Raw genomic sequence first — 26,826 nt, 5'->3', positions numbered from 1 at the left:
AGCCGCCACACGTCCCTTTATACCACCGCCTGAAGTGGGAGCCATACCCGTTGTCTATACTCATTTCATCTACGACAACGGAGTGCACCATGCCATTACCCGATTTCCATTCCTCTGAACCTTATACCCTTGGTATTGAACTTGAACTGCAGGTGGTTAACCCGCCGGGGTACGATCTGAGCCAGGACTCCTCCGCCCTTATCGCTGCCGTCAAAGACGACATCAAAGGTGGGGAAGTGAAGCACGATATCACCGAGAGCATGCTCGAAATCGCCACCGGCGTGTGTCAGAACATTGATCAGGCCGCCGCACAAATCTCGGTGATGCAGCAAAGTATTCTGCGCGCCGCTGCGGAGCAGCATATTCAGATCTGCGGCGGTGGGACGCACCCTTTCCAGAAGTGGCAGCGTCAGGAGGTGTGCGATGACGAGCGCTATAACGTCACGCTCGAACGGTTTGGCTATCTGATTTTGCAGGCGACGGTATTCGGCCAGCACGTGCATGTCGGGTGTCGGACCGGCGACGACGCTATTTATCTGCTGCATGGTTTGTCGCGCTTTGTCCCCCACTTTATTGCTCTGGCGGCGTCCTCACCCTATATGCAGGGTACGGACACGAAGTTCGCCTCGTCGCGGCTCAATATCTTCTCGGGATTTCCGGATAATGGACAGATGCCGTGGGTGAACAACTGGCAGGAGTTCGAAGGGCTGTTTCGTCGTCTGAGCGCCACCAGCATGATCGACAGCATTAAAGATTTGCACTGGGATATTCGCCCCAGCCCGCATTTTGGCACGGTCGAAGTGCGGGTGATGGATACACCGCTGACGCTCGGCCACGCGATCAACATCGCCGGGTTGATTCAGGCGACGTCTCACTGGCTGCTGACCACGCGGCCCTATAAGCATCAGGAAAAGGATTTTCTGCTGTACCGCTTTAACCGTTTTCAGGCGTGTCGTTATGGGTTAGAGGGCATTCTGACAGACGTGCAGACTGGTGAGCACAAAACCGTGGCGGAAGATATTGCGTGGCTGCTGGAGCAGGTTGCGCCGTCGGCCGAGAAGCTCGGCGCGACGAGCGCGATTAAGGAAATAGCCCTGATGTTAAAACAGGGCAAGAGCGAGGCGCAGCGCATGCGCGATTTTATCGCAGACGGCGGTTCGCTTATTTCTCTGGTTCAGAAACATTGCGAGCTGTGGGCGACGAGTCCGTAAGGCGATGTCCCCACTCACGCAGGCGCTGGAACAGCACAAACAGCGCCGGGATAAACAGAATGCCGACCACGGTGGCCACCAGCATCCCGCTGAACACCGTGGTGCCAATGATGCGGCGGCTCTGCGCCCCTGCCCCGGACGCCAGCATCATCGGCAGCACACCGATAATAAATGACACCGCCGTCATCATCACCGCCCGGAAGCGGCGTGAGGCGCCCTCACGGGCCGCATCGACAATCGCCATCCCCTCATGACGCCGTGCGCGGGCAAACTCGACGATCAGGATCGCGTTCTTGGCCGCCAGCGCGATTAACAGTACCAGCCCAATCTGCACATACACATCGTTGGCGTATCCCGCGATCCACAGCCACACCAGCGCGCCACCGATGGCGAACAGGACTGAGAGCATCACGCTCGCGGGCAGCGTCCAGCTCTCATACTGCGCGACAAGGAACAGCCACGCCATAACCACCGCGGCCAGGACAATCCAGATGGCCTGATTTCCGGTCTGCTGCTCCTGATAAGACATCCCGCTCCAGGCATAGTCGTACCCGGCAGGCAGGTTTTCCGCCAGAAGCTCGCTCATCACGGCCATCGCCGTGCTGCTGCTCACGCCGTCTGCTGCCGACCCGCTCACTGACACCGACGGGAACTGGTTATACTGCTGCAGGAACGGTGCGCCAACGGTCGGGGTAATCGTGACAAGATTACTCAGACGCACCCGCTCACCGTTATTGCTACGCACGAACAATTCGCTGATTTGCCCGGCACGCTCGCGCCACTGCATTTCGTTCTGTACCACCACGTGGTAGACGCGGTTGTTAACGCTAAAATCCCCGGCCCGCGTGCCGCCAAAGGCGGTTTGCAGGCTGCTGAAGATGCGCGAGACCGGCACGTCGAGGCGGGCAGCGCGCTCGCGATCAACGGTCAGCGTCAGCTGCGGCACGTTGCTGCTCCAGGTGGTAAACACCCGGTTAAGCTGCGGATGCTGGTTAGCTTTTATCAGAACGTTGCGGGTAACGCGTTCCAGCTCCGCCGGGCTTTGCCCCGCCTGGGCCTGAATACGCAGGTCGAAGCCGGAGGCGTTGCCCAACCCCGGCAACGTCGGCGGGGCGAAGGTCATGATGGTCGCTTCCGGCAGCGCCAGCAGCTGACGCTGCAGCGTTCCCATCACCTCATCAAGCGGCGGACGCTCCCCCCATGTCTTCAGCATGATGGAGATAAACCCGCCGTTAGACGCGCTGGTACCGTTGAGAATGTTAAAACCGGAGACCTGAATCACATCCTCGACCGCAGGGTGTCTGGCGATAAGCTCCCGCGCGGTGGTCATCACCGCTTCTGTACGCTCCAGCGACGCCGCTTCCGGCAGCTGCACGCTGGCGAAGAAGTAGCCCTGATCTTCCTGCGGCAGGAAGCCCTTTGGCATCGACATAAAGCTGAACACCACCACGCCCGCCGCGCCAGCCGTTGCCAGCAGCACCAGCCACGGACGGAGGTTAATGCAGTTAACGATGCGGGTATAAACGGTGCGCGTGGTTTCCAGTCCGCGGTTGAAAACGCGGTAAACCGCGGCTGGCTTCTTCGGGCGCGGGCGCAGCAACAACGCACAGAGCGCTGGCGTCAGGGTCAGCGCCACCAGGCTTGAGAGCGTGACGGCGGTGGAGAGCGTGACCGCGAACTGGCGATACAACTCCCCCACGATCCCCGGCAGCAGCGCCACCGGCACAAACACCGCCAGCAGCACCAGGGTGGTGGCAATCACCGGCCCGGCAATCTGGCGCAGCGCCTGTGCGGTAGCCGCCGTGCGGCTTTGCCCTTCCGCCATCAGCGTTTCAACGCTCTCCACCACCACAATGGCGTCATCCACCACCATGGTAAGCGCCAGAATAATGGCGAACAGGCTGAGCGTGTTGGCCGAATAACCGAGGGTATAGAGCACCGCAAAGGTGCCGACCAGCGACACTGGAATGGCGAGCGCCACAATCAGCGTCGCACGCCAGCTCTGCAGAAATAAGGAAACCACCACCACGACGGCGAGCAGGGTCAGCGCCAGCGAGACGCCAATCTCCTTGATGGTCGCGGCGACAAAGGTGGTGGTATCGAATTTTACTTCATAGGTCAGATCGTCCGGGAAGCGTGCCGAAAGTCGCTCTAGCTCCGCGCGAACCGCATCGGCTACGCGCAGGGCGTTGGCGGACGGCGTAGGGTAGATGCCAAGATAGGCCGAGTCATGCCCGTTCAGCTGGGCGCCGGAGCTGTAGCTGCGCGACCCCAGTTCAATCGTGGCGACATCTTTCAGGCGCACCAGCTGGCCCATCTCCCCTGCACGGATAATGATGTCTGCAAAGTCCTCAGCCTGATTTAAACGCCCCAGGCCGTTAATCGTCAGGGTTTGCTGCTGGCCGTTAAATACCGGCGGCGTTCCGACCTGGCCTGCCGCCCCCTGGACGTTCTGCTCGCGTAACGCCTGAGCCACGTCATCGGTGGTCACGTTCAGGGCGTTCATGCGATCCGGACGCAGCCAGATACGCATGCTGTAGTCGCGTGCGCCAAACATCTGCACCTGCCCGACGCCCGGCAAACGCGCCAGCGCTTCACGCACCTGCGTGCTGGCGTAGTTACTGACGAAAAGCGGCGTGTGGGTATTGTCCGGTGAGTAAAGGCTTACCCCCATCATCAGATTGGTAGCGCGTTTACGCACCTGCACGCCGTTTTGCTGCGCCTCGGTGGGCAATTGCGCCACAGCCTGCGCCACGCGGTTTTGCACGTCGATGGCGGCCAGATCCGGATCGGTCCCTGCCGCAAATGTGATGTTCAGGCTGTAGGCACCTTCATCCGAACTGGTGGATTCCATATAGAGCATGTGATCCACGCCGTTAAGCTGAGTCTCCAGAGGCGTGGCAATGGCTTCCGCCACGTCAGCCGAACTGGCACCGGGCCAGCTGGCGGAGACATTCACCACCGGTGGGGTGATCTGCGGGTACTGCTCCACCGGGATAATCTTCAGCGCGATGGCACCCAGCAGGGTTATCACCAGCGCAATCACCATCGCGAAGCGCGGGCGTTTGATGAAAAACGTCAGCATGATGGCTCCTTAATTCAGTATCTGGACGGCTGCGCCAGGCTGTACGCGCTGGGCACCGTCGGTGATCGCTCGCTCACCGGGATGTAAGCCGGATGAAATCTCAAACTGCTGGCCAATCTGTCCGGCAATCTTCAGCGGGCGTTTTTCGGCTTTGCCTTCTGCGTTAACCACCCAGGCAAAGAATCCCTCGCCGTTTTGCTGTACCGCAGCAGCGGGCACTGTCAGCACCGGCTGCGCGCTTGCCGGACGCAGGTAGACATTCACATTGCCGCCCGGCAGCAGCTGATGGCGCGGGTTGGCGAATTCGGCGCGCAGCATCACGCTGGCGGTACGCGGGTCGATACGATTGTCCACGGAGGTCAGTTCACCGCTCAGGCGCTGACCATTGCTGTCAATCCGCGCCTGCCAGGCGCGCTTCAGGGCGCTGATATCCGCATGTTGTCCGGCTTTGGTGGCAAACGCCCCCTCTTCCAGCGCAAAGGCGATACGGATCGGATCAAGCTGCACGACATCCACCAGCACGCCGCTTGACGGGTTCACCAGGCTGCCGGCATGGAACTGGCTGTGCCCCACGCGGCCATCAATCGGCGATGTGATGCGCGTGTACGCCAGCGTCACGTTACGGGTTTCGAGGCGAGCTTTCGCCTGCTCCAGCGCAGCGCTGGCGACATCGCGCTGCATGCGCGCGTTATCCACGTCGTGACGGCTGATGGCATTGCTGTTGCCCAGGCTTTCAAAGCGTGAAAGCTGCTGCTGCGCCTGACGCAGCGTGGCTTCCGCGCTCTTTACCTCAGCCTGTGCCAGACGCACGGCGGCGCGTGGCTCGGCATCGTCCAGCTCAAACAGCACGTCACCTTTTTTCACGTATTGTCCGTCGCGAAAATGAACCTGGGTAATCACGCCTTCCGTGCGCGCTTTTATCTCGACGGAATGAATGGCTTCAATGCGGCCAGGCACGTGCCGTTCAGCTGCGTGGGTCGTTTGCTCCACAACCGCCACGCGAACCGGAATGGCAGCAGCAAACGCGGGTTGAAAGAGGGCGAGGAGGACAAACAGGAGCGGGAATTTCATGGGGATGTACCTCTGATGTGTTTCCCTCACCCCGGCCCTCTGCCCAATGAAAGGGAAGTCAGCATCCCCTCTCCCGGCGGGAGAGGGTTAAGGTGAGGGCAAAAGGTTATGCAGCCTTACGGAACCTGCGGGTCAGTCGCTTCTCGATTTCAACAACGAAGAACATCACCGCGGCTACCGCCAGCGTGACGAACCAGTAGCGCAGAGGCAGCGCTTCCGTGCCGAAAAGCATCTGCATAAACGGCAGGTAGATGATTGCCGCCTGGAGCAGGAACAACACGCCTGTGACCAGCCAAATCCCTTTGTTCGCCAGCAGGCCACGGTTCAGGGAGAACCCTTCAGTGTTGCGGCAGTTAATCATGTATACCCACTGGGCGCAGACCAGCATCTGCAGCAGCACGGTACGGATGAACTCCGCGCTGTGGCCGCGCGGTGCCAGCCAGGCTTCCAGTGCAAAGGCGGCGATGGCAATCATGGTCCCGACGAAGGCCACGCGCCATACGGCGTACGCATCCATCACGTGCTGTCCGGTCTGACGCGGCGGACGCTTCATGATGTTGCGCTCAGCGGCTTCAAAGGCCAGGCCAAAGGAGAGCGTGGCGGAGGTTGCCATGTTCATCCACAAAATCAGTACCGGCGTCAGCGGGATAATGTTCCCTGCCAGCAGCGCAATAACAATCAGCAACCCCTGCGCCAGGTTGGTCGGCATAATGAACAGAATGGTTTTCTTCAGGTTGTCGTAAACGCGACGCCCCTCTTTTACCGCGCTGGCGATGGTGGCGAAGTTATCGTCGGTCAGGACCATATCCGCCGCTTCTTTGGTCACTTCGGTGCCTTTAATGCCCATTGCGATGCCCACGTCCGCCTGGCGCAACGCCGGAGCGTCATTCACACCGTCGCCGGTCATGCCCACGATCTCACCCTTGTCCTGCAGGGCTTTCACCAGGCGCAGCTTATGCTCCGGGCTGGTACGGGCGAAAATGTCATATTTCACCGCGGCGTCTGCAAGCTCAGCGTCGTCCATTTTCTCCAGCTGGTAGCCCGTCACCGCCTGCTCGCTGTTGGTGATCCCGAGCATCTGGCCGATGCTCATTGCCGTCTGCGGGTGATCCCCGGTGATCATCTTCACGCGGATCCCGGCCTGCTGGCAGGCATGAATCGCATCAATCGCTTCAGGACGCGGTGGATCCATCATTGCGGCAATACCGAGGAAGATCAGCCCGTGATTCAGATCGTCATGCGTCAGCGCCTGCTCACCGTTCGCCGGTTTGAACGCCGCGGCAACCATACGCAGCCCCTGACGTGCATAGCGCTCCATCTCGGTTTCCCAGTAAGCGCGGTCGAACGCTTCAGCGCCGTTACGGGCCTGCTGCTGTTTACACAGCGCGAAAATCACGTCCGGCGCGCCGGTAATCAGGATGTGCTCCTCGTGACCAATCTGATAGTGGGTGCTCATGTACTTGTACTGCGAATCGAACGGGATCTTGTTAATCAGGGTGGTCATCACCGGCTCAAGATGCGCCTTCGCCGCCAGCACCTTCAGCGCCCCTTCGGTCGGCCCACCGGTGATGCCCCACAGACCGCGTTCGTCCTGAATCAGTTGGCTGTCATTACAGAGATCGACAGTGCGCAGGTACTGCTCCAGCACGGTGCCCGGCTGGATCTGCATCGGCTCGTCGCTGCCTTCCAGGTAAATGTTCCCCACCGGCTCGTAGCTGTTACCGTCCACGCGGTAGCAACTGTCGGCAGTAATGATGGCTTTCACCGTCATCTCGTTCATGGTCAGGGTGCCGGTTTTATCCGAGCAGACCACGGTCATCGCCCCCAGGGTTTCAACCGTTGGCAGCTTGCGGATAATCGCCCGCTTGCGTGCCATCGCCTGCACGCCAAGAGAAAGGATGATAGAAATAATGGCTGGCAGACCTTCCGGCACGGAGGCGACCGCCAGGCTAATCAGAGAGAGCAGCAGCTCGCCCATGGGGATTTCGCGGAACACCAGGCTGAAGACAAACAGTGCCGCCATCATCGCCAGAATAATGGCGAAGATCGCTTTCCCCAGCTTGTCCATCTGCACCAGCAGCGGCGTACGATGCTTTTCAATACCCGCCATCATCTGGTTAATGTGGCCAAGTTCAGTCTCTTGCCCGGTGGCAATGACCACGCCAATGCCGCCCCCTGCACTCACGGTCGTACCGGAAAAGACCAGGTTAGTGCGGTCGCCCAGCGGTAATTCACCGGTCAGCGGATTAATGTGTTTATCCACCACGGTAGATTCGCCGGTCAGAATAGCCTCTTCCACGCGTAAATTATGCGCTTCGATTAAACGCATATCCGCCGGAATACGATCCCCCGCGCGTAATACAATAATATCGCCCGGGACTATTTCAGTTGTCGGTAGCGTTTCATGATTGCCATTGCGAATGACGCGCGCTTCGCTGGAGAGCATATTGCGAATACTCTTCAGGGATTTTTCCGCATTGCTTTCCTGAATATGGCCAATTAACGCGTTGATTACCGCCACACCGAGGATAACCAGCGTATCGACCCAGTGGCCCATAACCGCGGTTAATACCGCCGCGGCAAGCAGAACGTAAATCAGTACATCATTAAAATGGGCGAGAAAACGTAGCCAGGCGGGTTTGCCTTTTTTCTCCGGCAACGCGTTAGGGCCATACTGATGCAGACGTGCCTGCGCTTCAGCACGGTCGAGGCCGCTTGCCTGGCTCTGCTTGTTAGCAAGCACTTGCTCAACGGTCTGCTGATACGCCTGCCCACCAGCAGGTGGCATGTTCTGAGAGAGATTTTTTTTGGTCATCGTATTTTTCCTTCAATATACGGTGGACGGAAGCCTGAATTCCTTTCTGGCTTTAATAAATTCATTTTTAAGGCTTGCGGGTAAAATTGATCTACCGCAATATAATTACTGCCGGGATATTCAAAACTAATAAATATTATTCGAATACGATGATTTTTACAAAATATTTCTAAACCAACGCTAAACGAGGAGGAACCATGTTTGGTATTTATCGCGCACGCCGCCTGGCGTTATACATTGTCGCAGCCATTGTTATTGCCACGTTAATTGGATATAGCACTTATATGTTTGTAAAATTATTTGCATGACAAGGACATTTATTTACATAACGCGATAATAATTTAATCGCTTCTGAGAGATTATTCTCTTTCTGTTATTTATTCGCAGAAAAGTGCATTTGATTTAACAAAAAACGTCTGCCGGGTTTATATTGCTTTACGTTCCGCGATGCCGGACAATGACATTTTTAACTGACGATTAACATTAAGATGAAACACCCGTTAGAATCGCTGCTCACAGCGGGGGGCATTTTGTTGATGGCCCTGCTCTCCTGCCTGCTGTTACCTGCGCCGTCGCTTGGGCTGGTGCTGGCGAAAAAGCTGATGACGATCTTCCACATGGTCGATCTTAACCAGCTGTACACCATTTTGTTCTGCGTGTGGTTTTTACTGCTTGGCGCCCTCGAATTCTTCATCCTGCGTTTCGTCTGGCGTCGCTGGTTTTCACTGGCATCGTAAGTAAAAAAACCGGGTGCGGCTGCGCCTTACCCGGTCGGATTTCTGCATAACGACACGTTCAGTGTGTCCGGCTGTGGTTCTCTTTGCGGTACGCGCCAGGCGGCTGGTTGAAGGTACGGGTAAAGATACGCGTAAACGTCTGCTGCGAATCAAAGCCGTAGCGCAAACAGATATCGTAGACACGCTCGTCCGATTCACGCAGGTCACGCGCTGCCAGCAGCAGCTTGCGTTCGCGAATGTAACGCCCGAGACTTTCGCCCTTATACTGCATAAACAAACGCTGCAGATGCCATTTCGAGTAACCCGCGTGGCGGGCGATCTCTTCGATACGTAATGGCTGGTGCAGGTTGTCGTCGATCCACTCGACGATGGTGTCGATGACTTGAGCGGAAATGGTCATACAGCTCTCCCCCTCTGCTTCTCGCTTAAACATTATTCCCACCACTCACGAAAGGTTTGCGTGGTATCACTCACGTGAACAGGTTCACCCAGCTCCGGCGTCAGTAGCCGATAATTTTTATCTTTGCTGGCCTGCGCCAGCTGGATCAGCGGATCGTTCCAGGTGTGTTTCGCCAGCACAAAGCGTCCGTTATGACCGGGCACGACAGCTTTCGCGTTAAGGTCAGCCGACGCCTGTGCCGTTTCCGCCGGCATCATGTGAATGTACTTCCAGTCCCGATCGTACTGGCCGTTTTCCATGATGGCTAAATCCACCTCGCCGAACTGCTCACCGATGGCCCTGAAGTGCGGGCCGTAACCGGAGTCTCCGCTGTAATAAACCTTCTGCGCCGGCGTGACGAACATAAAGCTCCCCCACAGGGTTTGATCGCGTTTAATCCCGCGTCCGGAGAAGTGACGTGCCGGCAGGACGTGCACCGTTAAGTCATCACTGATGCGCACTGACTGGTTCCAGTCGCGCTCGTCGATAATTTCCGGCTTCATGCCCCAGTAGCGCAGATGAGATCCAACGCCCAACGGAGTAACCACACGTTTCACCTTCGGCAGTAACGCCCTGATGGTGGCGTAATCCAGATGATCGTAGTGATCGTGGGAGATGATCAGCAGGTCGATCTCCGGCATGTTCTGCGCATGCCAGGGATACTCGCCCGCAAAAGCTTTATTGAGGAACGAGAACGGCGCGGCATAGTTGCTGAGTACCGGGTCAATCAGAATACGTTTACCCGCCAGCTGCATATACCACGACGAGTGACCGAGCCAGACCAGCGTGTCCTGCTCCAGCGGCAGACTGGCGAGATCGGTTTTCACCAGCGGCAGCGGCTGCGCGGGACGGGCATTTTCGGTTTTGCGGGTCAGAAATTGCCACCACGCTACCAGCATATTTTGCTCGCCGGTGAAGCCCGGTGTCGGCAACGTATTGTGGAACTTCCCGTCGCGATACTGCGGGGAGGCCTCCACTTCGGTAAGCTGCGCACCCTGCGGTGGCTGGCCAAATCCAGGATTCAGGATAAAAGGTAAACTCGCAGCTGAAGCAATAATCATGACGAACACCACGCAGATGAATAGAGGCTTTTTCATATCCTGACCCGAAAACGCGCCCCATCCGATGGTTTACGCGGGTTGAACTTGATTATGAGTGAGTAAGCACTCATTATAGATATGATGATAAAGTCGTCAAGACGTTTTCGATCTTTGACATTGCGCGTTGCAGCCTGTCAAAGCACGTGTTTCAATCAAGGTTTTTACAATTGACAGGAGGAACAATTTAGTGGCACGTCCGAAGAGTGAAGATAAAAAACAGGCCTTACTGGACGCAGCAACCGCTGCATTTGCACAGTCAGGTATTGCCGCCTCAACGGCCTTAATTGCCCGGAACGCGGGCGTCGCTGAAGGCACACTGTTCCGCTACTTTGCTACCAAAGACGATCTGCTGAATGCCCTCTATCTGCACCTGAAGCAGGATCTCTGCCAAACGATGCTGGCGGAGCTTGATCGCACGCTCACTCTCCCCAAAGAACATACCCGCAATATCTGGAACAGCTACGTGGACTGGGGCATCCGTAATCCTGTCGCTCACGCCGCCATTCGCCAGCTTGGCGTCAGCGAGAAGATCAGCGCCGAAACGGAGCAGGCCGTGCAGGAGATGTTCCCGGAGCTGCATGAACTGTGCCGTCGTGCAGTGCGTCCGGTATTTATGTCCGATGAGTTTCGTACCTTTGGTGATGCCATGTTCTTATCGCTTGCCGAAACCACCATGGAATTTGCCACCCGCGATCCGTCCCGCGCCGTCGATTTTAAAGCGCTGGGCTTTGAAGCCATGTGGCGTGGACTCGCCTCCGAGGATATTGATGGACAGTAAATCGCTGCAGGAACACGCCAAACGCGTGGCGCTGGAACTGCCGTTCACCGAACATTGCTGGCCATTCGGGCCGGAATTTGATGTGTTTAAAGTGGGTGGCAAAATTTTCATGATTGTTGCGGTTGCTCACGGGCGACCGCATGTCAGCCTGAAATCCGATCCGGAAAAATCCCTGTTAAACCAGCAGATCTACCGCGGCGTTGAGCCGGGGTATCATCTCAATAAAAAGCACTGGATTTCACTCTACGGCACCGACGATGTTACGCCGGAACTGGTGGCCGATCTCATCAACGATTCCTGGAATCTGGTCGTCGATAAGCTGCCGAAAAAAGACCAGAAATGGATCAGGCCGCGCTGATTGTTCGTCTGAGACGAACAGATTAAGCGCTCAAAATGCACTTATCTTTTCCCGCTTCGCACGGTAATCTGCACTCCTTTTCGCGCCCGCACGCGGGCGAACTTTATCACCAGGAGTTGTTATGGATATCCTTTCCGTTGCCCTGAAACGCCACTCCACCAAGGCGTTTGACCCAAGCAAGAAACTGTCCGCTGAAGAAGCGGAGAAGATCAAAACCCTGCTGCAGTACAGCCCGTCCAGCACGAACTCCCAGCCGTGGCATTTTATTATTGCCAGCACTGAGGAAGGTAAAGCGCGCGTGGCCAAATCTGCGGCAGGCACTTACGTGTTCAACGAACGCAAAATGATGGACGCCTCTCATGTGGTGGTGTTCTGCGCGAAAACCGCCATGGACGATGCGTGGCTTGAGCGCGTCGTGGATCAGGAAGAGGCCGACGGTCGCTTCAACACCCCAGAAGCAAAAGCGGCGAATCACAAAGGTCGCTGCTATTTCGCCGACATGCACCGCGTGGATCTGAAAGATGACGACCAGTGGATGGCGAAACAGGTTTACCTCAACGTCGGTAACTTCCTGTTAGGCGTGGCCGCGCTGGGCCTGGATGCCGTACCCATTGAAGGTTTTGACGCCGCCATTCTCGACGCAGAGTTTGGCCTGAAAGAGAAAGGCTTCACCAGCCTGGTGGTGGTCCCGGTTGGACACCACAGCGTGGAAGATTTCAACGCCACGCTGCCAAAATCTCGCCTGCCGCTGAGCACGATTGTGACCGAGTGCTAAGACAAACGGGCCGCAACTGCGGCCCGTTTTCAATCACGCGTCATCTGCCTGGTTTCGCCATTGAACCAGCATCTCACGCAGACGGCGTTTTCTGCGTCTTCCCGATAAAAACGCGTAAAACTTACTTCTCCGCACGCCCGGCATGCCAGATCCGCTCCGCATACCGCCCTATCACCGCCAGCGACGCCGCCAGAATCAGGAAGAACACCACCTTGTTCATCCCATCCCAGAAGTATTCGAAGTAGCGGGTATAGAGGTTAATGGCGAGGAACGTCAGGCCAAACCCGCGCAGCATGCCATCGTCGGTTTTCAGACTGATGTAAATACAGAGAACCGCCGCCACCGCAAACAGCAGCGCCCACGGCAGCAACGAGGCCTGGGTCACGCTGTACCAGTTATCGATATCGTAATTACCAAATATCGACATGATCCACAGGGCGACAAAGAGATACGTCAGCCCCATCACTTTACTGGTGGTGTAGAGATGACGGGACTGCAGCACAGCGCGCAGGATCCAGCACAGGGCCAGCAGCGCGCCGCCGAAAAAGATAAAGCGCACCGGATAGTTCATCCCCAGCCAGTAAGCGCCCCAGCCGGACATATAGCCCGTCTCCGCGCCAAACCAGTTGCCAAGCGAGAGCAAGAAAAACAGCCAGACCAGCCCGGAGCGGCCGAAAAAGCCTACCAGGCCATAGACGGCACAGCCGGCCAGGAACAGGGGCGCGATGTGGCCGCTGCCGTTATCCAGCCGTTCACCCAGCTGCCAAAGCGCGATGGCGGTAAACAAGACTCCGAGGAACAAAATCGCTTCGGTGCTGTAATGCCACTGCGTCTCCCGCCGCTGGCGGCTGAAGCCCCACAAATAAAACAGCACGGCCAGGAGCGCCGGCAGCCCGATGCGGGCAAGGGAGGAAAAAGCGAAGAATTCGATAATGCGCGCCATCAGTTCGCTGTCCGAAAACAGGCTGCCGATGGCGATAATGACGCAGGCGAGTGCCGTCCAGAAGGCGTAGCGGCTCAGCCGCTGCCAGTCCATGGTCACGCGTTGAAGCGTACCGGCCAGCCGCTGGTGGTCGTCAGCGGTTAATGTGCCTTCCTGTTGCCACTCGTTGAGTGCGCGGCGTAGCAGCCGCTCCTGTTTGCCGGTAACCTTCATTTTGCCTGCTCCGTCAGCCATTCCATTGCTCTCTCCCCGGCTTCATCCACTGGCAGATACACCAGCAACCGGGAACCGTTTCGTGGAGCAGAGTACCAGTACATCTGCTGCAGGGTAAATTCCCCAAGCTCAGGATGGGTAAACAACTTGAGCTGGTTTTCCACACCGCGCACGTCATTGCGCTGATGCCACAGATTTTTAAACTCCTCAGACACCGCAAAGAAGCGCGCCAGTTTGGCTTCCCACAGCGGGTCACCCCGGTGCTCGGCCATCGCCGCCCGGAAATAGGAGACAAAGACGGGCAGCACATCGTCACGTCTGCCGAGACGGGCGCGCCATGCCGGGTGGGTGAGGAACAGATAAATACAGTTGCGGTCTTCCGGGGGGATCGCATTGAAATCGACACCCATCAGATGACCAAAGCTGTCGTTCCACGCCACGATGTCGAAATTGGGTTTCTGAATGCTGGCCGGTTTCGGCATTAACGTATCAAGCAGGCGGCGCGTGCCTTCGCTGATCCCTTCACAGCAGGTGGCCTGCGGTGCTTCACCCGGCGGTAGCCCGGCCAGCACAAAAAGATGGCGCGCTTCGGTCGGGGTACATTGCAGCGCTTTTGCCACGGCGGCCATCACCGCGCTGGACGGATTGACGTCCCTGCCCTGCTCAAGCCAGGTGTACCAGGTCACCCCGACGTCCGCCAGCAGGGCCACCTCTTCACGGCGCAGCCCGGGCGTGCGGCGTCGACCGCTGCGCGGCAGGCCGAGCCGCTGCGGATCGAGGCTTTCGCGTCGGGCGCGTAAAAACGCACCAAGTTGTTTTCGGGTGTCATCCTTGAGCGAGACGACGGGTTCAGACATCAGCGCCATAAATCCCCCTGCATGGTAGTGCCAGTACCAGTATAAGCAAGAACTGGTACCCGTTTATCAGATCGTTGATGCTACGACCATCTGTTGAATGACGCAATGGAGTTACCATGAATACGTCAGTCGTTTCACCGGGCCGCGCAGGCCTGATATTGCTGTTAACCGGCCAGATGCTGCCGCTGATTGATACCTCAATCACCAACGTGGCGCTGGATGCTATCACCCACTCGTTGCACGCTACGGCCACCGAGCTGGAATTAATTGTGGCCCTCTACGGTGTGGCCTTTGCCGTCTGCCTTGCCCTCGGCAGCAAGCTGGGGGATAACCTTGGCCGCCGACGTCTTTTCATGTGGGGCGTGGCGAGCTTTGGCCTGGCCTCACTGCTGTGCGGAATGGCAGGCAACATTGAACAACTGCTGGGCGCCCGTATTCTTCAGGGGGCTGGCGCGGCGCTGATCATGCCGCAAATTCTCGCCACCCTGCACGTAACGCTGAAAGGCACGGCCCACGCGAAGGCCATCAGCCTCTTTGGCGGCATCGGCGGCATCGCGTTTATCGTCGGCCAGATGGGCGGAGGCTGGCTGGTATCGGCGGACATTGCCGGCCTCGGCTGGCGTAACGCCTTCTTTATCAACGTGCCGATTTGTCTGGTGGTACTGGCCATGAGCCGCCGCTACGTGCCGGAAACCCGCCGCGACACGCCATCAAGCATTGACTGGACGGGCACCGTCCTGCTGGCGATCATCCTCTGCTGCCTGCTGTTCCCGATGGCGCTTGGCCCGCAGTGGCACTGGTCCTGGCCGCTCAAGGTCGCGCTTATCGCCATTATTCCGCTTGCCGGGTTGATGGCCCTCAACGCCCGCAAAAAAGAGCGGGACGATGCGCATCCGCTGATCCCGCCGCGCCTGCTGCAGTTGCGCAGTATCCGCTTTGGCGTGCTGATTGCGTTGCTCTTTTTTAGCGTCTGGTCCGGCTTTATGTTCTGCATGGCGTTAACCATGCAAACCGGTCTGGGGATGGCGCCGTGGCAGTCTGGCAACAGTTTTATCGCCCTGGGTGTTACCTACTTTATTTCAGCGTGGTTTGCCCCGCGTCTGATTGCCCGCTACAGCACCAGTACCATTCTGCTCACCGGTCTGGCGATCCAGATAGCGGGCCTGCTGGCGCTGATTGTCACCTTCCGCCTCTGGGGAATGCACAATACCGCGCTGACGCTGGCACCCGCGACCGGGCTGGTCGGCTATGGTCAGGCGCTGATCGTGAACAGTTTTTATCGTATTGGCATGCGCGATATTCAGCCTGATGACGCCGGGGCGGCGAGCGCCATTTTGAGCACGCTGCAGCAGGCGGCACTTGGACTCGGCCCGGCCATCTTTGGCGCGATTTTGCTGCACGGTCTGCAAAATCATCACGGAGATTACACCCAGGCGATCACCCTCTTCCTCGCGGTGGAAACTGGCCTGATGGTGATCCTCGCGCTGGCGACGCTGCGGGTTCGCCATCGGCTGTGCCTGCCGGTGGTGACGACCTGCCACGCCGTCAAATAACCCTGACGAATTTGCATAATAGATCCGCAGCCGCCATTATGGGGCTGCATCAATACAGGAGACGTTATGCAGGAATTAATTGCTCAGGTTGAAGAGTTAGGCATTGAAATTAATCACACCACCTCTTTAGTGATTATCTTTGGTATTATTTTTCTTACCGCACTCATCGTTCATTTTATTCTGCACAAAGTGGTCCTGCGGGCCTTTGAGAAGCGCGCGCAGGCCAGCAGCCATTTATGGTTGCAAATCATTACCCAGAACAAGTTATTTCACCGCGTCGCTTTTACCCTGCAGGGGATAATTGTCAACGTTCAGGCGGTACTGTGGCTGCAAAAAGGCAGCGAAGCCGCGGAAATGCTCACCACCTGCGCCAGGCTGTGGGTGATGGTGTATGCCCTGCTCTCGTTCTTCTCGCTGCTGGACGTCATTTTCAATCTTTCGCAAAAGATGGCGACAGCCTCGCAGCTCCCGCTGAAGGGCATCTTCCAGGGGATAAAACTGGTGAGCGCTATTCTGGTGGGGATTTTAATTATCTCGCTGCTGATTGGTCAGTCGCCAGCCATTCTGATTAGCGGCCTGGGCGCCATGGCTGCGGTGTTAATGCTGGTGTTTAAAGACCCGATCCTCGGGCTTGTCGCCGGGATCCAGCTCTCCGCCAATGACATGCTTAAACTCGGTGACTGGCTGGAGATGCCAAAATACGGAGCCAACGGCACGGTCACGGACATTGGCCTGACCACCGTCAAGGTGCGCAACTTCGACAATACCATCACCACCATTCCGACCTGGGCACTGGTCTCTGATGCCTTTATCAACTGGAGCGGCATGTCGGCCTCCGGCGGGCGACGCATCAAGCGTAGCCTGAATATAGACACCACCAGCATCCACTTCCTCGACGAGCAGGAGCAACAGCAGCTGATTCAGGCGAAGCTGCTTAAGCCGTACATGGCGGCGCGTCACGAAGAAATTTCGCTCTGGAATCAGGAAAACGGTGAAGGCGAATCGGTGCTGAACCTGCGCAAAATGACCAATATTGGAACCTTCCGCGCCTATTTAAATGAATATCTGCGTAATCACCCGCGGATCCGCAAAGATATGACGCTGATGGTTCGCCAGTTAGCGCCAGAAGCTAACGGGCTGCCAGTTGAAATATACGCGTTCACTAACACGGTCGTCTGGGCGGAATATGAGGCGATTCAGGCCGATATTTTCGACCATATATTCGCGGTGGTGGATGAATTTGGTCTGCGTATTCATCAATCTCCGACCGGAAACGATATTCGCTCGCTGGCTGGCGTAATAGCGAAATAATCAGGCGCTGGCGCGGGAGATAAAGCGCCAGTCCATCATCACTCTTTCCGTGGGCGCATCCGGGTTATCGATTTTATTCAACAACAAATCGACCGCCTTGCGCCCAATATCCCGCGACGGCTGTTCGATGGTGGTGAGCGAAATCATCTCCGCCAGTTCCGTACCGTCAAACCCGACTACCGCAATGTCTTCCGGCACGCGTAATCCCGCCTGCTGGATCGCATGCAATGCGCCTGCCGCCAGGGTATCGGAAACGGCAAAGACCGCGTCCGGCGGGTTTTCCTTCAGCAGGTTTTGCATCGCCGCCATTCCGGCGCCGAAGCTGAGATCGCTGGCGTATTCCACCGCCTGGTAAGCCAGATCTTTCAGGTGGATAACGCTCTTATAGCCACGCTCGCGCAGGCGGGCATATTTATAACTCAGGTCGTGGTTAATCATCGCGATCCGCCCGCGCCCGCCGTCGGCAAGCTGGCTGACGGCATGCTGCGAGGCGTCCACATCGTTAATCCCGACGCAAGAGACCGCACCGGCATCGGCGTATTCGGCGCACTGCACCCACGGCGCGGCACCAATCAGGGCGGCCAGTTCAGGAAGCTTTGAGAAGGCATCCATGGTGATAATGCCGTCGACAATTTTACCGGACAGCAAACTCAGCCCCGAACGCGAGCGTTCAATGTCAGAGCCGGAATTGCACAGCAGAATGCGGTAGCCGTTCTTTTCGGCTTCCTCTTCAATGCCTTTCACCACTTCGGCGCAGAACGGGTTAGCGATGTTCGACACCATTACCAGAATCATATAGCTGCGGGCAGTTCGCAGCTGGCGCGCCAGCAGGTTGGGCTGGTAATTACTCTCTTTGATCGCCTGCAGGACGCGTTCGCGGTTTTTCGCTTTCACGGTATCGCTGTTGTTAAGCACGCGAGAGACCGTTGCCACGGACACCCCGGCAAGCTGAGCGATTTTCTGAATGGACATAGCGACGGCATTTCCTGCGGTTAACGTTTTATGCAGGCTACCATAAATTCGTTGCCCGGCGAACCGGGCAACGCGTCAATACGCAACGCGCACCCAGCGCTGTTGCTGATGGCTTTTCACTATCGCATCAATGATATACATGACGTTCGCGCCGTCATGGAACGTCGCAAACAGCGGCTGTGCCGGCATCTCCCCCTGCATCACGGCGCGGTAAAACTGCGCCATCATATTTTTAAAGGCATCAGGCCAGCCTTCGATATGTCCGCCGGGAAAATGGGCGCTTTCGGCCACGTCACGGTTCATCAGGTTTGGATCGTCGGAGAGGGTCTGGTTTGCCTGCGCGCGATGGCCGATCCAGAGTTGCTGCGGCACCTCCTGATCCCACGCCACGGACCGTTCGCTGCCGTTAACTTCAAACATCAGTCGATTTTTGCGCCCGGCGCTGACCTGCGAGACGTTAAAACTGCCTTTGCTGCCATCGTCGAAGCGCACCAGCACCGAGCCAAAATCTTCGGTGGTGACCGGTTTGTCTTCATCGTTCGCGCTGCGATCATCCGTGAAGGTCCGGTTTCCCGCCACACTGGCCTTGCGCGTTGGCCAGACGATGGCGAGGTCGGCCATCACGTCGGTGATCCGCCGCCCGGTCACAAACTGCACCGTGTCGCACCAGTGGGAGCCAATATCCGCCACCGCGCGCGACGCACCGCCCAGCGCGGCATCCACCCGCCAGTTGTAGTCGGTTTCCAGCAGCATCCAGTCCTGCAGGTAGCTGCCATGCGTGGCAAACAGCCGACCGAGACTGCCCTCGCGCCTCATGCTGGCCGCCTGGCGCACCATCGCAAACTGGCGATAGACAAAGCTGACGCCGTGTACCACGCCCGCCTGCTCAGCCAGTGCCACCAGATCGCGGGCCTCCTCCGGGGTCATACACAGCGGCTTTTCGGAAAAAACATGCTTACCCGCCCGCAAAATCTGGCGGTTAATCTCTGCGTGCAGATGGTTTGGCGTGCAGTTATGCACCACGTGCAGATCCGGATGGGCGAGCAGTGCCTCAACGTTCCCGTAAGCATGGGGCACATTCAGCTGGCGCGCCTTTTCCTGCGCTTGTGAAAGCGAGCTGTCGCACAGGGCGACCACCCGCACACTGCCGAGGCGCCGCAGCGCCTCAATGTGCGCCGGGCCGATAAAGCCGCTGCCGACAATCCCGACGTTAATCATGGCTGCCTCCCGCGGCGAAATCGTCAAACGCGCGCCCGGATACCGGAATGATATGACGACGGATAAATTCGCTGCCTTCGCGGGCGCCGGTATCGCCATCCTTAAGACAGCACTCCCACTCCAGCACTGCCCAGCCCTCGTAGTCGTACTGGGTCAGTTTGCTGAAAATACCGGTGAAGTCGATCTGCCCGTCGCCCGGCGACCGGAAGCGACCCGCGCGATGGATCCACGGCTGGTAGCCACCGTATGCACCGCTGCGCCCGTTGGGACGAAATTCCGCATCTTTGACGTGAAACGCTTTAATGCGCGCATGGTAGAGATCGATAAACGTCAGGTAGTCCATCTGCTGAAGCAGCATATGGCTGGGATCGTAGAGAATATTGCAGCGCGGGTGGTTGTCCACCAGCGCCAGAAAACGCTCAAACGTCACGCCGTCATGCAGGTCTTCCCCCGGATGCAGCTCATAACAGACATCGACGCCATGCTCATCAAAAGTGTCCAGAATGGGCCGCCAGCGGGTTGCCAGCGTCTGGAAAGCGTCCTGAAAACGCTGCGCGTTGTGCGGCGGCCACGGGTAGAAAAATGGCCACGCCAGCGATCCAGAAAAAGTGGCGTGCGCTGTCAGGCCTAATTTTGCGGAGGCCGCCGCCGCCTGATTCAGTTTGCTGGTCGCCCACGCCCGACGGGCCGCGTCGTTACCCCGCACGTCTGCCGGCGCGAAATGGTCAAACGCGTCGCCGTAGACCGGGTTCACCGCAATAAGCTGCCCTTCCAGATGGGTCGACAGCTCGCTGATCGCCAGCCCGTGCTCCGCCAGCGTGCCGGTAATGTCGTCACAGTAGGCCTGGCTCTCAGCCGCTTTCTCCACGTCAAAAATGTGCGGATGATTGCAGGGGATCTGCACGGCTTTGTAGCCCTTACCTGCTGCCCAGCCTGCCAGCCCATCCAGCGAGTTAAACGGCGCTTCTGCGCTGATAAACTGCGACAGGAAAATACCAGGTCCCTTAATCGTTCTCATACCACCTCCTGAACGTTACGCCTTGTCATCGTCATATTTGAACGTGAGAAGGAAAATCAGCGCAATCACCGCTGCCGCCACCGCCGGGATCCACCAGAAGGTGACCCACGCCTGCGGCACGGCCTGTCCCGCCACCAGACGGTTATACAGCGCGCCAGAAATCTGCGAACCAAGCAGCATGCCGATGCCGTAGGTGAACATCACGATCATGCTCTGCGCCTGGCCTTTCACCTTTTCGCCCGCCACGCGATCGGTATAGATAAAGCCCACCACAAAGAAGAAGTCATAGCACACACCGTGCAGCAGGATGCCGAGATAGAGCAGGAAACGTCCCTCCTCACTCACCCCCATGGCAAACATCGCGTAACGGACAAACCACGCCAGCATGCCGACCAGCAGCATGACTTTCACGCCCAGACGACGGAAAAGCAGCGGGATCACCAGCATGAAGACAATCTCTGACATCTGGCCGAACGACATCGCGGTGCTGACATCAGCAATCCCGGCATCCGCCAGATACGAGGCGGTGTAAGCGTAGTAGGTGCCAAGCGGCACGGAAATCAGCATTGCGCAGACGGAAAAGACCAGGAAGTGGCGGGTTTTCAGCAGGGCAAACGCATCAGCGCAGAACAGATCGCGAATCTGGACCGGCAGCCCTTTTGCCGGGGCGGGCGTGTGCGGCAGCGTCAGGCTGTAGAGCGCCAGCAGCACGGAGCTCGCCGCCGCAACCTGGAAGATCGTGACGCTGGAGGCCACGCCGGTAACGCCGATAAAGATCCCCGCGACAATCCAGCCGATAGTGCCGAACACGCGCACCACCGGGAAGGTTTTATCGACGTTTGCCAGGCTGTGAAACGCGATGTTGTTCGTTAACGCCAGCGTCGGCATATAGCAAAGCGTGTAGCCAAACAGCAGGCCGATCAGCAGCGCACCATTTTCAGCGATCAGCGTCCCCGGAACGAACCACAGGATAGCCGCGCCCGCCAGGTGCATTACCGCCATCACCTTCTGCGAGGCAAAGAAGCGATCCACCAGCATCCCGAGCACGAACGGCGACAAAATAGAGGCGATGGGCCCGGCGGAGAACGCATCACCAATCAGCAACGACATGTTGTGCTGGGTCATCACCAGACCCAGCGTGACCGACCAGCTACCCCAGATAAAAAACTGTAGAAACATCATCAGCGACAGACGCGGAACCAGCAGCCGGTGCTGCGCTATCACCTTCCCACTACTTTCAGTTGTTGACACCATAATGAGCCTCACCCTAGAAAAGTAATCGATTACAAATACCCTCAAATGAAAAGTAATCGATTACAAAATAAAGATCCTGTGGATCAGGAGAGATTTGGGAGAGGGGTCACGATAAAGAGGTTAATCGCGTTGGGATGGGAAACCGGATAGCTCGCCCTCTCCCACCGGGAGAGGGCGGCATGCATTATTGCTTGCGGGAAAGTTTAAACGCCACAAACAGGAAGATGACCCACACCGGGAGCAGCATCGCGGAAAGGCGCATGTCGTCCATGGTGCACATCAGCACAAGGATCAACCCGAGGAAAGCGATGCAGAGATAGTTTCCTGCCGGATAAAGCAGCGCTTTAAACTGCGTCTCACGTCCCTTACGACGCATCGCGGCACGAAAACGCAGGTGCGCCAGGCAGATCATGATCCAGTTCAGCAGCAGGGTGGCAACCACCAGCGCCATCAGCAGGCCAAACGCCTCTTTTGGCAGCAGGTAGTTGATCACCACCACCAAAGAGGTGATCGCACCGGACAACAGCAGAGAATTCACCGGCACGCCGCGACGGCTGACGCGGGTTAAGAACTTCGGCGCATTCCCCTGCACGGAGAGGCCAAACAGCATCCGACTGTTGGAGTAGACGCCGCTGTTATAGACCGAAAGTGACGCCACCAGAATAACGAAGTTCAACGCTGAGGCCACCACATTGCTGTTGAGATCGTGGAAAATCATCACAAACGGACTGCTGTTTGATTTCACCTCAACCCAGGGATAGAGCGCGAGCAATACCACCAGCGAACCGATGTAGAACAGCAGAATACGGTACACCACCTGGTTGACCGCTTTCGGAATGCTTTTATGCGGGTCGCGCGCTTCAGCGGCGGTGATACCAATCAGCTCCAGCCCGCCGAAAGAGAACATGATCACCGCCAGCGAAAGGATAAGCCCCTTCCAGCCGGTCGCCAGGAACCCCCCGTGCTGCCACAGGTTGTCGATCGTGGCACGCTCACCGCCGTGACCTGAGAACAGCAACCACAGGCCAAAACCAATCATGCCGATAATCGCCAGCACCTTGATGAGCGCAAACCAGAACTCGGTTTCACCGTACAAACGGACGTTCACAAGGTTGATGGCATTGATGATGATGAAGAAGGCCGCCGCCCAAATCCAGGTGGGCACATCCGGGAGCCAGTACTGCATGTAGATGCCAGCAGCGGTCAGCTCTGCCATCCCCACCAGCACAAACATCACCCAGTAGTTCCAGCCGGAGAGGAACCCCGCAAACGGGCCCCAGTATTTATACGCAAAGTGCGCGAACGAGCCTGACACAGGCTCTTCGACGACCATCTCGCCGAGCTGGCGCATGATCAGGAAGGCGATAATCCCGGCGAGGGCATAACCCAGCAATACCGCCGGCCCCGCCATCTGAATGGCCGGGCCGATGCCGAGAAACAGCCCGGTACCGATAGCCCCACCGAGGGCAATTAACTGTATATGTCGATTTTGCAAACCACGTTGCAGCGTCGGATTCTGTTCCGACGAAGCTTCAGCGCTACCGGTGCCTGAAGCGGATGACGCGTCTTTCACGCCCTACCCCTGTCTCTTTTTTAGAAGGGGCACGTTTTAACACTTCAGGCTGGTGGTAGCAAGGGAATGGGGCATCCCTGCCCCGGATAACGAGCGGCGTTCTCAGAATGCGTAGCCCACCGAGACTTTAAAGGTACGCGGTTCGCCCTGGGTGATGTAGGTACCTGAATCATCCACGCTGGACCAGTAGTTTTCATTGGTCACGTTGTCAATACCCGCACGCACCGTCATCTGATTTTGATTGTGGTTAACGGCGAAGCGATAACGCATACCCAGATCCAGCGTGGTGTAGCTGTCCAGCTTTTTGGTGTTCGCCAGGTCCGCATATTGCGTGCCGGAGTGGTTCACGCGCGCGGTAGCGGTCAGGCCATCAATCGGTTTGATGTCATACTCTGCGCCCAGAACGGCATAGAAATTCGGAACGCCAATCGCATCGTTACCCTGGTTGAGGCCGTTGTTGGTTTTGGTCAGCTCCGCCTGCAGCCAGGTAGCGCTGGCGTTCAGACGGACGCCCAGCAGGGGCTCGCCGAACACATTCAGCTCCACGCCGCGGTTACGCTGCTCGGCATCAAGGCCATAATGACCGTTGCTGTTGAGGATCGCCGACGGCATTTTGATCTCAAACAGCGCCAGGGAGCCGCCCACGCGACCAAAATCCGCCTTCACGCCCACTTCGTTCTGCTTAGAGTGAACGATGCCGGTGCTCTGCCCGTAGTTGGTGGCGGTGTTGGGGGCTGCCTGACCCGGCTGCAGCGCTTCGGTGTGGTTGGCATACAGGGAGATCGCCTCCCACGGCTTGTAAACCACGCCGTAGGTAGGCATCCAGCGGCTGCCGTCGAAGCCGTCTGCTTTATTTTCCTGCCCGGTAATTTTGTTGTATCCGCGAATGACCACCTTCTGATGACGCGCCCCGGCGGTAAACAGCAGTTTGTCGTCCAGCACACCCAGCGTATCACTCAACAGCCAGCCCTGCGTCCGGGTACGCCCGCTGGTGAGCGGATCGCTGTAATTTCCGCCTAAGCCGTTGAAACTGGAGCTGTCCGGCATATCCACACCGGTATTGTGATAGATATTGGTGGTTGGGTTATCCGCCGCCGACGACATTTTCCAGCCGATTTTTTCGTTTTTGGTCATCGCGGAGTAACCGACGTTGACTTTATGCGTTACGAAGCCAGTAGCAAAGTTACCGCGAATACCCGCCATCCCGCTGACGGAATCGCTGATGCGGTTGGTATCAAGACGGCTGACCGTCGCCTTACCGCTTTTATCCAGCAGCTTCGGCGCGCTGTAAATCCCTTCTTCGTGAGCGTGCTGTGCGCCGAGGCCGGTATAGGCCGTCCAGTTATCGGTAATGTCGTACTCGCTGCGCCACATCCCGAATTCATTTTCGATGTTGCTGTAGGCCCATTTCTGCGAGAAGTTGCGATCGTTTTTCGGCGGTTCAGGCACGAAATCCACGGCGGAGATATTGACGCTGGTCGGGCTGCCATGGAAGGTTTTCTTCTGATACCCCACATCCAGAGAGGTGCGGAAATTGTCGCCTTTGTAGTCGAGGCCGGTGGAGAGCAGCGTAGTGCGGCGGCGATCGTTGGGCACCCCGCTTTCCCCTTCGCGATGAACGAGGTTCACGCGCGCGCCAAACTGGTCGTTGTCCCCATAGCGACGGCCCGCATCCAGCGTAGTGCCAAACTGGGAATCGGAGGTGTAATCGACGCCCACTTTTGCCTGCGGCGTTTCATCCGCGTGTTTTGGCTCAAGGTTAATCATTCCCCCCACGCCTGAACTTGCCGCGCCGTTCATCAGGGCGTTTGCCCCTTTAAAAATCTCAATGCGGTCGACCATCTGCGCATCCACCACCTGACGCGGCAGAACGCCGGACAGGCCGCCGAAGGTCATGTCATCTCCGTCAAACTTCAGGCCACGGATACGGAAGGTTTCGGCGCTGTTGCCGTAGCCCTGCACGTACTGCACCCCCGCGTCGTTAGCGACCACATCAGCAATGGTTTTCGCCTGCTGATCTTCTACCAGCTTCGAGGTGTAGCTGATGATATTAAACGGCACGTCCATGGCGTTCTGCTGCCCCAGCATCCCCATGCGTCCACCGTTCGCCACCTGCCCGTCAAGGAACGCCGGCACAAGCTGGTCGCCACCGGGTTTAAAATCGCTGGCAGGCGCAGACTGGACAATCAGGGTGTCTTCTTTCTTTTCATCCGCCGCCAGGGCGGAGTGCGTGACCGCGCCAATGGCGAGAGCCAGCAGCGTTTTATGCCTTTTCGTGTTGTTCATAATTAACTCATTAAACGTGCGCGCAAAAAGGGCCCGTTGTCGGGCCTTAGAATGTAATCAAGTGCAATGCAAATGAGAACTATACGCATTACATGATTGTTGGCAAGCGTAAACGCACGTCACTGCGTGAGAAAATCGGTTAACAGGCGTGGGAAAGCAGGAGGACGTATAGACGGGATAGCGTGGCGCATAACCGCCCCGTTTCCGGGACGGTCTTTCAGGCGCGGCGGGAGAACGATAAAACGCGGGCGGTTCCCGCAACATCAATACGCACAGCCGAACCCGGATTCCAGCCAGGCTGGCTTACGGTCTTCAGAACAACAGGCTCCTGATGCCCGGCAAACGCCAGGGTGAGCGTGGACAAATGACCGGTAAAATCGACATCAATTATCGACACCGGGCTTTCATGCGGCGCGCACGCCGTCACGCGCAGTTGTTCAGGGCGCATCATGACCCGGCCCTGCCCGGTGGCATGCGTATTGTTGGTGGGTATCTCACCCAGCGCGCACACCGCATGGCCGGCGGTAAGCTGAGCGGGCAGGATCACCGCGTCGCCCAGAAACAGCGCGGTCTCTTCATCAACGGGCTGAGTGTAGACGTCATACGGGGTACCCACCTGGGTGAAGCGCCCGGAACGCATTACCGCCACCTGGGTGGCAAAAGATAACGCTTCGTTTTGATCGTGCGTCACCAGAATCGAGGCAACGCCCGCTTCCGCCAGCAGGTCAGCGGTCGCTTTGCGGGTCATGGCGCGAAGACCGGTATCGAGCGCCGAGAACGGCTCATCCAGCAGCATCAATGAAGGACGCTGAGCCAGCGCGCGGGCGAGCGCCACACGCTGCTGCTGTCCGCCAGAAATCTCATGCGGCCAGTGGGTCGCGAGCTGTCTGTCCAGCGACACCATCTCCATCAGCGCCTCTACGCGCTGGCGCTTTTCGTGGCGCGTGCCGTCCAGCCCCCAGGCAATGTTGTCTGCAACGCTGAGATGCGGGAATAACGCCCCCTCCTGGGGAACAAAGCCGATGCCGCGCAGATGGGCGGGAATGAAGCTGTTTTCGTCAAACAGCGTTCGGCCCTGCATCACTATCCGCCCGGCGTCCGGCGTTTCAAAGCCGGCAAGAATGCGCAGCAGCGTCGTTTTCCCTGACCCGGACGGCCCGACTATCGCCGTCCGGCTCCCAGGCGCAACGCTCAGGTTTAAGCTGTCGAGCACCTGCACACCGGAAAAGGATTTAGAAATGGACGTCAATTCAAGCATG

Annotated in this window: 21 protein-coding genes; 7 read left to right on the top strand and 14 right to left on the bottom strand. The window is 57.6% G+C overall.

All coding sequences use genetic code 11. The annotated features are described in order from the left end of the window. Positions 1-89: 89 nt before the first annotated feature. The gene (locus ACN9MQ_RS05345) at positions 90-1,211 is read left to right on the top strand and encodes a YbdK family carboxylate-amine ligase (RefSeq protein ID WP_025204771.1); all 1,122 of its coding nucleotides are present in this window, start codon (positions 90-92) and stop codon (positions 1,209-1,211) included. Here the strand turns inward: ACN9MQ_RS05345 and ACN9MQ_RS05340 are convergent. The 3 genes from ACN9MQ_RS05340 to ACN9MQ_RS05330 all read right to left on the bottom strand — a co-directional run bounded on the left by ACN9MQ_RS05340 (position 1,162) and on the right by ACN9MQ_RS05330 (position 8,182). Further along, positions 1,162-4,296: an efflux RND transporter permease subunit gene (locus tag ACN9MQ_RS05340; protein ID WP_426021402.1), complete on the bottom strand. Its 3,135-nt coding sequence runs from the start codon at positions 4,294-4,296 to the stop codon at positions 1,162-1,164. The genes ACN9MQ_RS05345 and ACN9MQ_RS05340 overlap by 50 nt on opposite strands. A gap of 9 nt (positions 4,297-4,305) precedes the next feature. Next, entirely contained in the window at positions 4,306-5,367 is a 1,062-nt protein-coding gene (locus ACN9MQ_RS05335) for an efflux RND transporter periplasmic adaptor subunit (protein WP_104440481.1), read from the bottom strand. 106 nt (positions 5,368-5,473) lie between these two features. After that, entirely contained in the window at positions 5,474-8,182 is a 2,709-nt protein-coding gene (locus ACN9MQ_RS05330) for a cation-transporting P-type ATPase (protein WP_047744073.1), read from the bottom strand. A gap of 488 nt (positions 8,183-8,670) precedes the next feature. On the opposite strand from ACN9MQ_RS05330, the gene ACN9MQ_RS05325 reads away from it, so the two are divergent. After that, the gene (locus ACN9MQ_RS05325) at positions 8,671-8,919 is read left to right on the top strand and encodes a DUF1158 domain-containing protein (RefSeq protein WP_025204775.1); all 249 of its coding nucleotides are present in this window, start codon (positions 8,671-8,673) and stop codon (positions 8,917-8,919) included. A 58-nt stretch (positions 8,920-8,977) separates the two neighbouring features. On the opposite strand, the gene ACN9MQ_RS05320 is transcribed toward ACN9MQ_RS05325, so the two are convergent. Both ACN9MQ_RS05320 and ACN9MQ_RS05315 read right to left on the bottom strand, forming a co-directional pair. Then, a complete protein-coding gene (locus ACN9MQ_RS05320; RefSeq protein WP_020885132.1) occupies positions 8,978-9,319 on the bottom strand; it encodes a RamA family antibiotic efflux transcriptional regulator in 342 nt (113 codons plus the stop codon). 32 nt (positions 9,320-9,351) lie between these two features. Then, positions 9,352-10,455, bottom strand: coding sequence for an MBL fold metallo-hydrolase (locus ACN9MQ_RS05315; RefSeq protein WP_032681517.1), 1,104 nt, complete (start codon positions 10,453-10,455; stop codon positions 9,352-9,354). 190 nt (positions 10,456-10,645) lie between these two features. On the opposite strand from ACN9MQ_RS05315, the gene ACN9MQ_RS05310 reads away from it, so the two are divergent. From ACN9MQ_RS05310 to nfsB, 3 genes are all read left to right on the top strand, one after another. Next, positions 10,646-11,236 (top strand): TetR/AcrR family transcriptional regulator, encoded by a 591-nt coding sequence (locus tag ACN9MQ_RS05310; protein ID WP_020885134.1) that lies wholly within the window; start codon positions 10,646-10,648, stop codon positions 11,234-11,236. Further along, the gene (locus tag ACN9MQ_RS05305) at positions 11,226-11,594 is read left to right on the top strand and encodes an MmcQ/YjbR family DNA-binding protein (protein ID WP_020885135.1); all 369 of its coding nucleotides are present in this window, start codon (positions 11,226-11,228) and stop codon (positions 11,592-11,594) included. Before ACN9MQ_RS05310 ends, ACN9MQ_RS05305 begins: the two co-directional genes overlap by 11 nt. A gap of 121 nt (positions 11,595-11,715) precedes the next feature. Next, the gene (nfsB, locus tag ACN9MQ_RS05300) at positions 11,716-12,369 is read left to right on the top strand and encodes an oxygen-insensitive NAD(P)H nitroreductase (protein WP_426021403.1); all 654 of its coding nucleotides are present in this window, start codon (positions 11,716-11,718) and stop codon (positions 12,367-12,369) included. Between the two features lie 121 nt (positions 12,370-12,490). On the opposite strand, the gene ACN9MQ_RS05295 is transcribed toward nfsB, so the two are convergent. Both ACN9MQ_RS05295 and ACN9MQ_RS05290 read right to left on the bottom strand, forming a co-directional pair. Further along, on the bottom strand, positions 12,491-13,525 hold the full coding sequence (locus ACN9MQ_RS05295; RefSeq protein WP_426021426.1) for a DUF2157 domain-containing protein: 1,035 nt from the start codon (positions 13,523-13,525) through the stop codon (positions 12,491-12,493). Beyond that, on the bottom strand, positions 13,522-14,391 hold the full coding sequence (locus tag ACN9MQ_RS05290; protein ID WP_014168966.1) for a helix-turn-helix transcriptional regulator: 870 nt from the start codon (positions 14,389-14,391) through the stop codon (positions 13,522-13,524). Before ACN9MQ_RS05290 ends, ACN9MQ_RS05295 begins: the two co-directional genes overlap by 4 nt. A gap of 107 nt (positions 14,392-14,498) precedes the next feature. Here ACN9MQ_RS05290 and ACN9MQ_RS05285 point away from each other — a divergent pair, with 107 nt between their 5' ends. Then, positions 14,499-15,935, top strand: a complete 1,437-nt coding sequence (locus ACN9MQ_RS05285; RefSeq protein ID WP_032681520.1) for an MFS transporter — start codon at positions 14,499-14,501, stop codon at positions 15,933-15,935. 66 nt (positions 15,936-16,001) lie between these two features. Continuing rightward, the gene (locus tag ACN9MQ_RS05280) at positions 16,002-17,246 is read left to right on the top strand and encodes a mechanosensitive ion channel family protein (protein ID WP_020885139.1); all 1,245 of its coding nucleotides are present in this window, start codon (positions 16,002-16,004) and stop codon (positions 17,244-17,246) included. Here the strand turns inward: ACN9MQ_RS05280 and ACN9MQ_RS05275 are convergent, their stop codons facing one another. The 7 genes from ACN9MQ_RS05275 to ACN9MQ_RS05245 form a co-directional block, all read right to left on the bottom strand. Continuing rightward, positions 17,247-18,218, bottom strand: a complete 972-nt coding sequence (locus tag ACN9MQ_RS05275; RefSeq protein WP_025204778.1) for a LacI family DNA-binding transcriptional regulator — start codon at positions 18,216-18,218, stop codon at positions 17,247-17,249. 75 nt (positions 18,219-18,293) lie between these two features. Continuing rightward, positions 18,294-19,436 carry a Gfo/Idh/MocA family protein gene (locus ACN9MQ_RS05270; protein ID WP_047955161.1) on the bottom strand — a complete coding sequence of 381 codons (1,143 nt, stop codon included), beginning with the start codon at positions 19,434-19,436 and terminating at the stop codon, positions 18,294-18,296. Next, positions 19,429-20,454, bottom strand: coding sequence for a sugar phosphate isomerase/epimerase family protein (locus tag ACN9MQ_RS05265; protein WP_252068674.1), 1,026 nt, complete (start codon positions 20,452-20,454; stop codon positions 19,429-19,431). Before ACN9MQ_RS05265 ends, ACN9MQ_RS05270 begins: the two co-directional genes overlap by 8 nt. Before the next feature lie 15 nt (positions 20,455-20,469). After that, positions 20,470-21,708, bottom strand: a complete 1,239-nt coding sequence (locus ACN9MQ_RS05260; protein WP_426021404.1) for an MFS transporter — start codon at positions 21,706-21,708, stop codon at positions 20,470-20,472. Between the two features lie 184 nt (positions 21,709-21,892). Further along, entirely contained in the window at positions 21,893-23,281 is a 1,389-nt protein-coding gene (gene pheP / locus ACN9MQ_RS05255) for a phenylalanine transporter (RefSeq protein ID WP_014168959.1), read from the bottom strand. 102 nt (positions 23,282-23,383) lie between these two features. Continuing rightward, positions 23,384-25,567, bottom strand: a complete 2,184-nt coding sequence (locus tag ACN9MQ_RS05250; protein ID WP_025204782.1) for a TonB-dependent receptor — start codon at positions 25,565-25,567, stop codon at positions 23,384-23,386. A 217-nt stretch (positions 25,568-25,784) separates the two neighbouring features. After that, positions 25,785-26,825 carry an ABC transporter ATP-binding protein gene (locus ACN9MQ_RS05245; RefSeq protein ID WP_426021405.1) on the bottom strand — a complete coding sequence of 347 codons (1,041 nt, stop codon included), beginning with the start codon at positions 26,823-26,825 and terminating at the stop codon, positions 25,785-25,787. Position 26,826 lies beyond the last annotated feature (1 nt).

The sequence above is a fragment of the Enterobacter sp. R-25 genome (assembly GCF_049913205.1).
Lineage (GTDB): Bacteria > Pseudomonadota > Gammaproteobacteria > Enterobacterales > Enterobacteriaceae > Enterobacter > Enterobacter ludwigii.
Note: the sequence above shows the minus strand (reverse complement) of the source record. Positions and strands in the feature narration are given on the sequence as shown.

What these genes read in the sequence shown, in the direction of transcription:
- ACN9MQ_RS05345 (WP_025204771.1), top strand. Translation starts at nt 90, where the DNA reads ATGCCATTACCCGATTTCCATTCCTCTGAACCTTATACCCTTGGTATT.
- ACN9MQ_RS05340 (WP_426021402.1), bottom strand. Translation starts at nt 4,296, where the DNA reads ATGCTGACGTTTTTCATCAAACGCCCGCGCTTCGCGATGGTGATTGCG.
- ACN9MQ_RS05335 (WP_104440481.1), bottom strand. Translation starts at nt 5,367, where the DNA reads ATGAAATTCCCGCTCCTGTTTGTCCTCCTCGCCCTCTTTCAACCCGCG.
- ACN9MQ_RS05330 (WP_047744073.1), bottom strand. Translation starts at nt 8,182, where the DNA reads ATGACCAAAAAAAATCTCTCTCAGAACATGCCACCTGCTGGTGGGCAG.
- ACN9MQ_RS05325 (WP_025204775.1), top strand. Translation starts at nt 8,671, where the DNA reads ATGAAACACCCGTTAGAATCGCTGCTCACAGCGGGGGGCATTTTGTTG.
- ACN9MQ_RS05320 (WP_020885132.1), bottom strand. Translation starts at nt 9,319, where the DNA reads ATGACCATTTCCGCTCAAGTCATCGACACCATCGTCGAGTGGATCGAC.
- ACN9MQ_RS05315 (WP_032681517.1), bottom strand. Translation starts at nt 10,455, where the DNA reads ATGAAAAAGCCTCTATTCATCTGCGTGGTGTTCGTCATGATTATTGCT.
- ACN9MQ_RS05305 (WP_020885135.1), top strand. Translation starts at nt 11,226, where the DNA reads ATGGACAGTAAATCGCTGCAGGAACACGCCAAACGCGTGGCGCTGGAA.
- nfsB (WP_426021403.1), top strand. Translation starts at nt 11,716, where the DNA reads ATGGATATCCTTTCCGTTGCCCTGAAACGCCACTCCACCAAGGCGTTT.
- ACN9MQ_RS05295 (WP_426021426.1), bottom strand. Translation starts at nt 13,525, where the DNA reads ATGAAGGTTACCGGCAAACAGGAGCGGCTGCTACGCCGCGCACTCAAC.
- ACN9MQ_RS05290 (WP_014168966.1), bottom strand. Translation starts at nt 14,391, where the DNA reads ATGGCGCTGATGTCTGAACCCGTCGTCTCGCTCAAGGATGACACCCGA.
- ACN9MQ_RS05285 (WP_032681520.1), top strand. Translation starts at nt 14,499, where the DNA reads ATGAATACGTCAGTCGTTTCACCGGGCCGCGCAGGCCTGATATTGCTG.
- ACN9MQ_RS05280 (WP_020885139.1), top strand. Translation starts at nt 16,002, where the DNA reads ATGCAGGAATTAATTGCTCAGGTTGAAGAGTTAGGCATTGAAATTAAT.
- ACN9MQ_RS05275 (WP_025204778.1), bottom strand. Translation starts at nt 18,218, where the DNA reads ATGTCCATTCAGAAAATCGCTCAGCTTGCCGGGGTGTCCGTGGCAACG.
- ACN9MQ_RS05270 (WP_047955161.1), bottom strand. Translation starts at nt 19,436, where the DNA reads ATGATTAACGTCGGGATTGTCGGCAGCGGCTTTATCGGCCCGGCGCAC.
- ACN9MQ_RS05265 (WP_252068674.1), bottom strand. Translation starts at nt 20,454, where the DNA reads ATGAGAACGATTAAGGGACCTGGTATTTTCCTGTCGCAGTTTATCAGC.
- ACN9MQ_RS05260 (WP_426021404.1), bottom strand. Translation starts at nt 21,708, where the DNA reads ATGGTGTCAACAACTGAAAGTAGTGGGAAGGTGATAGCGCAGCACCGG.
- ACN9MQ_RS05250 (WP_025204782.1), bottom strand. Translation starts at nt 25,567, where the DNA reads ATGAACAACACGAAAAGGCATAAAACGCTGCTGGCTCTCGCCATTGGC.
- ACN9MQ_RS05245 (WP_426021405.1), bottom strand. Translation starts at nt 26,825, where the DNA reads ATGCTTGAATTGACGTCCATTTCTAAATCCTTTTCCGGTGTGCAGGTG.